The organism is Phenylobacterium sp. (genome assembly GCF_028290885.1).
In the GTDB taxonomy this organism is placed as follows: domain Bacteria; phylum Pseudomonadota; class Alphaproteobacteria; order Caulobacterales; family Caulobacteraceae; genus Phenylobacterium.
Window position 1 is genome coordinate 1 of the sequence record NZ_JAQGIZ010000093.1, and the last position, 8,833, is coordinate 8,833.

Annotated in this window: 9 protein-coding genes; 6 read left to right on the plus strand and 3 right to left on the minus strand. The window is 69.9% G+C overall.

Features of this window, described 5'->3' with window-relative positions; genetic code table 11:
* The 5 genes from panB to JWP28_RS06960 all read left to right on the plus strand — a co-directional run.
* The coding region (gene panB, locus JWP28_RS06940; protein ID WP_299541456.1) for a 3-methyl-2-oxobutanoate hydroxymethyltransferase at positions 1-589 on the plus strand (589 nt) is incomplete at its 5' end.
* A 13-nt stretch (positions 590-602) separates the two neighbouring features.
* Positions 603-1,451, plus strand: a complete 849-nt coding sequence (panC, locus tag JWP28_RS06945) for a pantoate--beta-alanine ligase (RefSeq protein ID WP_299541458.1) — start codon at positions 603-605, stop codon at positions 1,449-1,451.
* A gap of 97 nt (positions 1,452-1,548) precedes the next feature.
* Positions 1,549-3,189 carry a hypothetical protein gene (locus JWP28_RS06950; protein WP_299541460.1) on the plus strand — a complete coding sequence of 547 codons (1,641 nt, stop codon included), beginning with the start codon at positions 1,549-1,551 and terminating at the stop codon, positions 3,187-3,189.
* Between the two features lie 250 nt (positions 3,190-3,439).
* On the plus strand, positions 3,440-4,558 hold the full coding sequence (locus tag JWP28_RS06955; protein WP_299541462.1) for an NADH:flavin oxidoreductase/NADH oxidase: 1,119 nt from the start codon (positions 3,440-3,442) through the stop codon (positions 4,556-4,558).
* A 17-nt stretch (positions 4,559-4,575) separates the two neighbouring features.
* Positions 4,576-5,574, plus strand: coding sequence for an LLM class flavin-dependent oxidoreductase (locus JWP28_RS06960; RefSeq protein WP_299541464.1), 999 nt, complete (start codon positions 4,576-4,578; stop codon positions 5,572-5,574).
* 60 nt (positions 5,575-5,634) lie between these two features.
* Here JWP28_RS06960 and JWP28_RS06965 read toward each other — a convergent pair whose 3' ends face one another.
* The 3 genes from JWP28_RS06965 to JWP28_RS06975 all read right to left on the minus strand — a co-directional run bounded on the left by JWP28_RS06965 (position 5,635) and on the right by JWP28_RS06975 (position 8,205).
* The gene (locus tag JWP28_RS06965; protein ID WP_299541466.1) at positions 5,635-6,537 is read right to left on the minus strand and encodes a hypothetical protein; all 903 of its coding nucleotides are present in this window, start codon (positions 6,535-6,537) and stop codon (positions 5,635-5,637) included.
* A gap of 274 nt (positions 6,538-6,811) precedes the next feature.
* On the minus strand, positions 6,812-7,381 hold the full coding sequence (locus tag JWP28_RS06970) for a PEPxxWA-CTERM sorting domain-containing protein (RefSeq protein WP_299541468.1): 570 nt from the start codon (positions 7,379-7,381) through the stop codon (positions 6,812-6,814).
* 221 nt (positions 7,382-7,602) lie between these two features.
* Positions 7,603-8,205, minus strand: coding sequence for a PEPxxWA-CTERM sorting domain-containing protein (locus JWP28_RS06975; protein WP_299541470.1), 603 nt, complete (start codon positions 8,203-8,205; stop codon positions 7,603-7,605).
* 325 nt (positions 8,206-8,530) lie between these two features.
* On the opposite strand from JWP28_RS06975, the gene JWP28_RS06980 reads away from it, so the two are divergent.
* The coding region (locus JWP28_RS06980) for a hypothetical protein (RefSeq protein ID WP_299541472.1) at positions 8,531-8,833 on the plus strand (303 nt) is incomplete at its 3' end.

An 8,833-nucleotide genomic window follows, 5' to 3' on the forward strand; every position in this document is an offset into this window, starting at 1 on the left:
GCTGGTGGTCTGCGACCTGCCGTTCCTCACCTACGCCAGCCAGGACGACGCCATCGCCTCGGCGCGGCGGCTGATGCAGGAGGCGCAAGTCCACGCGGTGAAGCTGGAGGGCGGCGCCCACGTGGCCCCGATCGTCCGGCATCTGACTCACTGGGGCGTGCCGGTGATGGGGCACCTGGGCTTCACGCCGCAAGCGCAGCACCAGCTGGGCGTCCGCGTCCAGGCCAAGGCGGCGCCCTGCGCCAAGCAACTGCTGGAGGACGCCCTGGCGCTGGAGGCGGCCGGCGCCTTTGCGATCGTGCTGGAGTTGGTCCCCGCACCGCTGGCCGAGGCGGTGTCGCAGCGCCTGCGCGTTCCCACCATCGGCATCGGCGCCGGCGCCGGTTGCGACGGCCAGGTGCAGGTCTGGCACGACCTGCTGGGCCTCGGAGAAACCTCCCCGCGCCACGCCAAGCGCTACGCCGAGATCGGCGCGGCCATGGAGGCGGCGATCCGCACCTATGTGGAGGAGGTGGAAGCAGGCGCCTTTCCGACGCGGGCCCAGAGCGCCGGTATGGACGCCGACGAACTCGCCCGCGCGCTCGCCTAAGGCCAGCTCCGCCTTGCAGGTCCTGCAGACCATCGCGCAGATGCGCGCCGCGCGCCCAGGCGCGGGCGACCTCGGCCTCGTGCCGACCATGGGCTACCTGCACGCCGGCCACCTGAGCCTGGTCGAACGCGCCAAGGCCGAGTGCGGGGCGGTGGCGGTGAGCATCTTCGTCAACCCGACCCAGTTCGGGCCGGGCGAGGACCTCAGCCGCTATCCGCGCGACCTGCCGAGGGACTTAGGGATGCTGGAGGCGGCCGGCGTCGACCTGGTGTTCGCGCCCGAGCCGTCGGAGATCTACCCACCGGGGTTCGCCACCGAGATCCGGGTCGGCGGGGTGACGGACGTCCTCGAAGGCGCGGTGCGGCCCGGGCATTTCGCCGGCGTGGCCACGGTGGTCGCGAAGCTGTTCAACATCGTCCAGCCCACTCGCGCCTACTTCGGCCAGAAAGACGCCCAGCAGAGCGTGGTGATCCGCAAGCTGGTGGCCGACCTGGACCTGCCGGTGGAGATCGTGGTGGCCCCGACCGTGCGGGAGGCCGACGGCCTGGCGCTATCCAGCCGCAACAGCTACCTGACGCCGGAGCAGCGGGCCGCGGCGCCGGCGATCTTCCGGGCGCTCACTGCCGCGCGGGTGCTGTTCGAGGGCGGCGAGCGCGACGCGGAGGCGGTGCGCCAGGCCATGCGCGCGACCATCGCGGCCGAGCCGGACATGCGGATCGACTATGTGAGCGTCGCCGACCCGGAGACCCTGCGCGAACTCTCCACAGTGGACCGCGCCGCGCTGGCCTCGATGGCGGTCCGTCTCGGCGCGACCCGGCTGATCGACAACCTGCTGCTCGGCGGCGAGGCGGCCGGGCGGTAAAAGACGCGCGGGACGCTCCCTGGGGAAGCGCCCCGCGCCAGCCGATCCGCATGTCATGGGGGCCGGGGCGCGGATCGGGAGGGCGATTGTCTCCGGTATGACGCTCGCGGCGCGGGATTTATTCCCAGGGATCGAGAATCAACTGCCCCCGCCTGCTTTAACGAAGCCAAAACCGGCCGGGGCGCCTTATCAGGGCTATTCCTTCAAGGCGTTCGTCAGGAAGGTCAAACGGCGCACGCCTATGTCTTCGAGAGCGATGATAGCGCCGGGTGCGTCTCGCCGGATCGCCATTTCGGACCTACTCACGCTAGGCGGTGACGATCGGATCGTCCTGGACCCACGGACGCGACGGAACCGCTATGGCTCAGGCGTCGAGCCCGAGACCGGCGCCGCCGAATTCGCCTCGACGACCGCATCCACGATCTCATCGGCCGCCCTCGATCATGTCGCGGCCTACTTCGAAGCCCTGCCGCCCGCGCGCTCGGGGCCGGAAACCTATAGGCAAGCGGCTCAGGCGACTCGGGAGGACCTGGCACGGCTGTGCGGACTGCCCTCGACCGCCGCCGCCAACATTATCCTGGCGCCGTCAGGCACGGACCTGCACCTCATGGCGGCGGACCTCGCGCGCGGCTCCGGGTTGCAACCCCTCGAGACGGTGATGGCGGACCCCAATGAGACCGGCCGCGGGGTTCCCCTTGCGCTCCGAAGCCAGGCGTTCGGGACGGACGCCGCCCACGGGACGCCATCCGAAATCGGAGCCCTCCTGCCCGGCGCCGTCGCGGGCGAGACCACCGCCATCGATCTCCGGCGACCGGACGGGAGCCCCCGCGCGGCGAGCGATGTGGACGCCGACTTCGAACGCGCCTGCCGCGGCCGTCTCAGAGCCGGCCGCCCCGTCTTGTTGGTCCTCGTCGATGTCTCAAAGACCGGCCTGATCGCGCCCAGCCCCGCCTGCGCGATCGAACTTAAGCGACGCTACGGCGACCAGCTGACGGTGCTCGTCGACGCCTGCCAATTCCGGCTCTCGACCGAAAGCCTCGCCGCGTACCTCGCGGCGGACTTCCTCGTCGCGATCACGGGATCCAAGTTCGTCGCGGGGCCGCCGTTCTCCGGCGCCCTCATCATCCCGGACGGGTCCGCGCCAAGACTGAGGACCAGCAACCTTCTCCCCGCCCTTTCGAACTATAGCGGTCGGGAAGACTGGCCCAACGAGTTCAACGGCCGAAACGTCCTGCCGGATCTGCCGAACTTCGGCATGCTGGCGCGTTGGCGCGCCGCGCTCTACGAGCTGAAGGCGTTCAGGTCCTGTCCCGCCGCGGAGATTGGCGCCTTCCTGTCCAGGTTCGCCGACGAGATCGAAGCCGCCATCTGCGCGATCGACGGCCTGGAGCGCGTGGAGGCGCCGCTTCTCAAACGCTTCGACGACGGCGGCTGGGATGGGGCCGCGACGATCTTTTCGTTTCGCGTGACCGATGGCCGGGAGGCCCTGTGCCCGGCACGATTGCAGGCGCTGCACGAGCGCCTTCGCCAGTCCTCCGCCGGTGGAGAAAGGGCTGTCCACCTAGGCCAGCCCGTAACGATCAGCTGTGGTGAAAGCCAGCCCCGAGTCGCGTTGCGGCTGGCGGCCAGTGTCCCCCTCGTCGTCGAAGCGCTCAGCGCGCCCGATGGCGGCGAAGATGTCATAGCGCGCGCCATCGGTGCGTTGGCGATCACCGCGTTCCGGGCTCGACACGGCTAAGCGAGACCTCGGGGGGCGCCTTCCCGTTCCGCCGCCGCACCCAATCTCGTGCTGCGCTGACCTGCGTCAGTTCGGGGCCTGCCGAGCCCGCTAGCCTGTCCCCGATCACAGGCCGGAACCTTCCGCAGCGCAGGCCTTTCCATTGGTGACAAGATGGCGAAGCCGGTCGCCGACGCGGCCTCGGGGCCGGCCGGCGGCCGGGCCGACGACAGCGGAAAGAACGCCGGCGCCCAGCCTGCCTGAGGACAACATGGCCAGCGCCAAGCTTTTCACTCCGCTTCGCATCGGCGCCGTGGAGTTGCCCAACCGCATCGTGATCGCGCCGATGTGCCAATACTCGGCCATCGACGGGTCAATGACCGACTGGCATCTGATCCACCTGGGCCACCTTGCCTTGTCCGGCGCGGCGCTGCTGACCATCGAGGCGACGGCGGTCACACCTGAAGGCCGGATCACCTACGCTGACGTCGGGCTGTATTCGGATGACTGCGAAGCCGCGATGGCGCGGGTGCTGCAGGGCGTGCGGCGCTGGTCCGACATGCGGATCGCCATCCAGCTGGCGCATGCCGGCCGTAAGGCCTCCACCGAAGTCCCGTGGAAGGGCGGCGGACAGATCCCGCCCACGGACGCGCCGCGGGGCTGGCAGACGGAGGCGCCGTCGGCCGTGCCGTTCGCCGCGGGCGAGCACGCCCCGGCCGCGCTGGACGACGCGGGTCTGACCCGGGTGCGGGAGGCGTTCGTGCTCGCGGCGCGGCGCGCGGCGCGGCTGGGCCTCGACGCCGTCCAGCTCCACGGGGCGCACGGCTACCTGCTGCACGAGTTCCTCTCGCCTTTGTCGAACCGGCGGGACGACGCCTACGGCGGCTCGCTGGAGAACCGGATGCGATTCCCGCTCGAGGTGTTCGAGGCCGTGCGCGCAGCCTTCCCCGCCGAGCGGCCGGTGACCTTCCGCGTGTCCGGGACGGATTGGGCCGACGGCGGCTGGGACATCGAGCAGACCGTGGCGCTGGCGCAAGCGCTGGAGGCCCGCGGGTGCGCCGCCGTACACGTCTCCAGCGGTGGGCTGACGCCGGCGCAGCGGATTCCAGTGGGACCGAGCTACCAGGTCCCGCTGGCGCGGGCCGTGAAGCAGGCCACGAATGCGCCCGTCATCGCCGTCGGCATGATCACCGAGTTCGCGCAGGCCGAGGCGATCGTGGGCACGGGGGACGCCGACATGGTCGCGCTGGCCCGCGCCGTTCTCTACGACCCGCGCTGGCCCTGGCACGCGGCGGCGTACTTCGGGGCCAGCGTAAAGGCGCCGAACCAGTACCTGCGCTCGCAGCCCCAAAGTTCTCCCGACCTGTTCGCGGTGCGGGCGGACGACTGAGCCACTACATAGGCCGGATGGTTCCCCTTTCCGTCCTCGACCTTTCGCCCATCGTCCAGGGTGGCGGCCCCGGACAGTCGCTGCGCGCCAGCCGCGCCCTGGCGCGGGCCGCCGAGGGGCTGGGCTACAAGCGCTACTGGCTGGCCGAGCACCACAACATGACCGGCATCGCCAGCGCCGCCACCGCCGTGGCGCTGGCCTACGTCGGCGAAGGGACCTCGACCATCCGTCTCGGCGCCGGCGGGGTGATGCTGCCCAACCACGCGCCGCTGATCATCGCCGAGCAGTTCGGGACCCTCGAGGCCATCTATCCGGGCCGGATCGACCTGGGCGTCGGCCGCGCGCCGGGGACCGACCAGCTGACGGCCCGCGCGCTGCGCCGGAACCTCGCCGGCGGCGTCGACCAATTCCCGCAGGATGTCATGGAACTCCTGGCCTTCTTGCAGGACCCTCAGCCGGGGCAGGCGATCCGCGCAGTCCCGGGCTCGGGCTCGAAGGTTCCCGTGTGGGTGCTCGGATCCAGCCTGTTCGGCGCCCAACTGGCCGCAGCGCTCGGCCTGCCGTTCGCCTTCGCCTCGCATTTCGCGCCGCAGATGCTGGACGAGGCCGCCGCCGTCTATCGCGCCCAGTTCACGCCGTCCCAGTTCGGCGAGCGGCCATACCTGATGCTGGGGTTGAACCTGGTGGCGGCCGACACCGACGAGGAGGCCCGTTTCCTGTTCACCTCCCTGCAGCAGGCTTTCATCAACCTGCACCGTGGACAGCCGGGCCCCCTGCCGCCACCGCGAGAGGACGTGGACGGCGTCCTCGCCGCCGCCACGACCGCGCCCGGGTCGCCGCTGTCCAAGGCCGTGGTCGGAGGACCGGAAACGGTGCGGGCCGGGCTCGCGGCGTTCGTCGCCCGCCATGCGCCGGACGAGGTCATCGTCACGGCCCAGATCTTCGACCAGGCCAAGCGCGTCCGCTCCCTGGAGATCGCCGCCCAGGCCCGCGACGCGGCGGCGGTCGCCGCCTGACCACGGCCACGTCGGCCGGCACAGCCCCGGGGCAGCTCCACTGACAGGCCGGCCCTCCCCTCAGTCGCCGTTGAACCTCGCGCAGGACTCCCGCGTCTCCGCTGAGTCCGTCGCGGGCCGCGGCCGGTCGGGGCCGATCACCAGGATGAGGCCGCCGTCCTGCAGGCCCCCGCAGGCAGCCGGCGCGGCGGAATCCGTCGGCGCGCCCACGAACCGCCGGGCCTGGGCGAGCTCCTGCGGCTTCATGGTCCCGGAGAGCTCGGCCAGGAGGCGGCCTGCATCGGCCCGCGTGGCTTCGTCCCCTGCAGCGTTGGCGGCGGCGAGCGCGGTCCAGACGAAGGCGGCGATGGTGTCCTTGGGCGCGTCGCGGCCCTGGGCGTAGAGCCGGCCGAGCCGCAACTGGGCGTCGGCATCGCCCTGCTCTGAGCGAGCGTGCAGCGCGATGATCCGCTGTTCGGCCGGGGTGGCGTCCTTGACGATCCACTCGAGGCCGGGCGCGCGCGGGCCCGGCCCCTTGAGGTCGCTCGACCAGGGCTCGACGTGCAGATGCGCGCCCTGGGTTCCGTGGGCGCCTTCGGCCAGCAACCTGAACGGCGCGCCGGCGCGCCGCAGCCTCTCCGCCGCCTGGACCGGGCTGACGCCCTCGACCACCAGGTCATAAGCGCCCGGGGCGCCGGGGTGGCCCATCGAATGGCGGGAAAGCACGCCCAGGGGAACCGTCAGGGCGCCTTGGGCGCGAAGCTCGTTCTCGCGCTCCGGGGTGCGATAGCCGCCGGTCTCGCGCCATCTGCCGGCGCCGAAGACGGAGTCCATGACCAGACTGAAGTGCGCGCGGCCGCTGTTGTCGGTCCTGGGGTTATCGGCCCTGGCGTCGGCGGCGCTGGCGTCGGCCGCGGTCGCAGCGAGGGCGATGAAGGCGATGGCGCCTGCGAGCGCGGCCCTGGTCCTGACTCCCCCTGCCATCCGATGCCCCCACCGTATGCCTTGCGCCGACGGCGGATCCTGAGGCCGCGCGCTAGCCGCCTTTAGCCTAGGCGCTGCGGGCGCATTAAGGAAGGCGCGTGTCGCTCCCGCCCTCCGCGCAGCCGTTCCGTCCGGACGGCAAAAGCCCCGGCCTTTCGACCGGGGCTTTCGAGCGGCGCCGAGTTGGATAAGGGCCAGGCTGCCACTCGTAGCGGTGTGGAGTCTGGTCACTGTGCCGATCGGTTGACTTGGTCCAAGTCAGCCGGGAAACGCCCTAGGCCGGCAGGACGGCCTCGCGCCGACGCTGGCGCAGGGCCGCGCCCAGGCTGCCGAGACCCATGATCATCATGGCCCAGGTGGCCGGCTCCGGAACGACGCCGCCGCCGCCCGTGGAGTACAGCTTGGCGTCCGAACTCGAGCCGTAGGCGAGCTGGATGGTGTGCAGGTTCGTGCCGGCGTCCAACCGATAGAAGGCGGTCGTATCCTGCCCCTGGACAGGGCTGGTCGTGCCGCCGCCGAAGTGCAGGCCGATGAAGGTGATGCCGTTCAGCGACGTGGTGAAGGTCGGGTTCGAACCGGTGAGGCCGGAGAGGTCCTCGACCACCGTCGTGCCGTCCCAGGTGAACCCGAGGTCGCCAAGCGCCTCGATCTGGACGGCGGTGTCGGCCGGATTGCCGCTGAGCAGCTGGTTGCCGAAGAAGCCTAGGCAGGCCTGCGCATTCGGCGTGATATCCGTGGACGCGCAAGGCGCCAACTGCACCGGCAGCGCCGCTTGCGCTCCGCCGGCGAACAGCAAGGTGACAGCCGCGCTCGCGGCGGCAGCCGAGATCAATTGAAGCTTCATGTGACTTACCCCACCCCAGGCGCCGAATGCGCAATCCTAAACAACCTTAATACAGCGTTATCACACCATTGTTCGATGAGAAATCATTTCTCGTAAGAGGCGAGTGCCACTGTAATTCGGGGCCGGGTTAGAGCATCCCGCGGCAGGTCAGGACACGATGCAACAGAAACGCCGCCGGCTTCGCAACCGGCGGCGTTCGCGTGTCCGGCCGGCCCGGTCCGTCAGGCGGCCGTGGCGACCGGCCGGCGGCGCGAGCGCAGGGCCGCGCCCAGCCCGGCGAAACCTACGATCATCAAGGCCCAGCTCCCCGGCTCCGGCACGGCCGTGAAGGTGAAGTTGCCGGGCACGAACTCGGAGAAGGCGGTAAATCCTGAGCCCACGACGGGCCACAGGCTGATGCCGAACTGCTCGGGGCTGACCGTGACGTTCTTCAGCGACGAGATCGCCACGACGTCGGTGATGGTGTCGCCCGAAATCGTCACGCCTGCGGCGGGGGCGGCGGGGTTCACCACGACCGTGTCGTTGAAGAAGACCTTATCGAAGCCATCGATCGTGAAGGGAGCCGGAGCGGCCGCGCCCTCGGTGTTGACGCCCCATACATAGATCGCGCCCGCGGTCGTGCCGATCGGCGCCTTCGCGGTCGCGCTGAGCACCAGGTTGCCGCCCTGGATGAACGCCGTAGCGCTGGCGATATCCACGTCGCCGTTCTGGGGCCCGACATAGGTCGGCAGGAAGCCGGTGGAGGTGGTGACCGTGGTGGCGAAAGCCGGGGTTGTGGCCAGGATCGCGGCGAGCGCCGAGGCGCCGGCAAGAATGGATTTCATCCTTACGTCTCCTAAAAAGCTTGTTACGGAAGTATCGTCGTCCGCCCCGGAGCACATGCAAGATGTCGGGGGCGCCCACATCTCGTCGGTGATTAATAACCCCGTCAAGCTTGATGACATAGATTCCTGGAGTTCCATTTGTTTAACCTGTAAATGATACACTCTTGTATCATTTACATTGTATGATTCAGTCGTCGATTACTTGCGAATGCGGCTTGCCGGCGGGCGGGGACCGGCTTAGATGCGGATCTGAGCGGTCCGGACGCCGATGACAGGACGGTCCGAAGGGATCAGAATGGGCGCCGAACGAGCCCGGAGACTGTCGATGGCCAAGCGTCTCAATCTCATGCTGGCGACGATCGCGGTGATCGCGCTTGCCGCAACCGGGGCCAGCGCCGCGGCAAAGCCGGATCACGGGCAAAACTGCTTCCTCAGCAACAACTGGCAGGGCTGGAGCGCGCCCGGCGATGGGGACGTTCTCCTGCTGCGGGTGGGGGTGCACGACATCTATCGGGTGGACCTGACCCCAGGCTCCCACGTCCGCAAGGACGGGGACCGCTTTCTGGTGAACCAGGTGCGCGGATCGGACTGGATATGCTCGCCCCTGGACCTCGACCTGACGCTGTCC

Excerpts from the sequence above, each read along its gene's own strand:
- JWP28_RS06950 (WP_299541460.1), top strand. The coding sequence starts at position 1,549 with ATGACGCTCGCGGCGCGGGATTTATTCCCAGGGATCGAGAATCAACTG.
- JWP28_RS06965 (WP_299541466.1), bottom strand. The coding sequence starts at position 6,537 with ATGGCAGGGGGAGTCAGGACCAGGGCCGCGCTCGCAGGCGCCATCGCC.
- JWP28_RS06955 (WP_299541462.1), top strand. The coding sequence starts at position 3,440 with ATGGCCAGCGCCAAGCTTTTCACTCCGCTTCGCATCGGCGCCGTGGAG.
- JWP28_RS06975 (WP_299541470.1), bottom strand. The coding sequence starts at position 8,205 with ATGAAATCCATTCTTGCCGGCGCCTCGGCGCTCGCCGCGATCCTGGCC.
- JWP28_RS06960 (WP_299541464.1), top strand. The coding sequence starts at position 4,576 with ATGGTTCCCCTTTCCGTCCTCGACCTTTCGCCCATCGTCCAGGGTGGC.
- JWP28_RS06970 (WP_299541468.1), bottom strand. The coding sequence starts at position 7,381 with ATGAAGCTTCAATTGATCTCGGCTGCCGCCGCGAGCGCGGCTGTCACC.